The sequence below is a fragment of the Shigella sp. FC1661 genome, assembly GCF_001712525.1.
GTDB lineage: Bacteria > Pseudomonadota > Gammaproteobacteria > Enterobacterales > Enterobacteriaceae > Escherichia > Escherichia coli.
Genome location: NZ_MDGW01000434.1, coordinates 1 through 629 on the forward strand (window position 1 = coordinate 1; position 629 = coordinate 629).

General features: G+C 51.4%; 1 protein-coding gene and 1 pseudogene. One reads left to right on the plus strand and one right to left on the minus strand.

Annotated elements, in window-relative coordinates; genetic code table 11:
* Positions 1 to 292 (plus strand): annotated as a pseudogene (locus tag BFF42_RS19665) (IS1-like element IS1X2 family transposase); the annotation flags it as partial.
* Between the two features lie 43 nt (positions 293 to 335).
* On the opposite strand, the gene BFF42_RS19670 reads toward BFF42_RS19665, so the two are convergent.
* Positions 336 to 629: integrase core domain-containing protein (locus tag BFF42_RS19670; protein ID WP_146627975.1), on the minus strand; the 294-nt coding region annotated here is incomplete at its 5' end.

Genomic DNA, 629 nt, shown 5'->3' on the forward strand with positions numbered 1-629 from the left:
GTCACTTAAAAAACTCAGGCCGCAGTCGGTAACCTCGCGCATACAACCGGGCAGTGATGTGATTGTCTGCGCTGAAATGGACGAACAGTGGGGCTACGTCGGTGCTAAATCACGTCAGCGCTGGCTGTTTTACGCGTATGACAGGATACGGAGGACGGTTGTGGCGCACGTCTTCGGTGAACGCACTCTGGCCACACTGGAGCGTCTTCTGAGCCTGCTGTCGGCCTTTGAGGTCGTGGTATGGATGACGGATGGCTGGCCGCTGTATGAATCACGCCTGAAGGGAAAGCTGTGAGGTGTACTGGCAATAGCGGACACTACCATTTGTTCTTTTTTTAAGCAGCCATCTGATGATATTTTTCCCTGAAGGCTGCCGGGGAGATATTCCCCAGACGAGAGTGACGACGCTGACGATTGTAGAAAATCTCAATGTATTCCCGTATTACTGAGATGGCTTCATCCCGGTTATTAAAACGATAGTGGCTCAGGCTCTCATTTTTCAGCGTTCCCCAGAAGCTTTCCATCGGAGCGTTGTCGTAACAGTGACCTTTACGCGACATTGATGTTTTCAGACCAGACTGCTCCTGTATGACCCGGTAATCGTATGCGCAGTACTGTGAACCTCGATC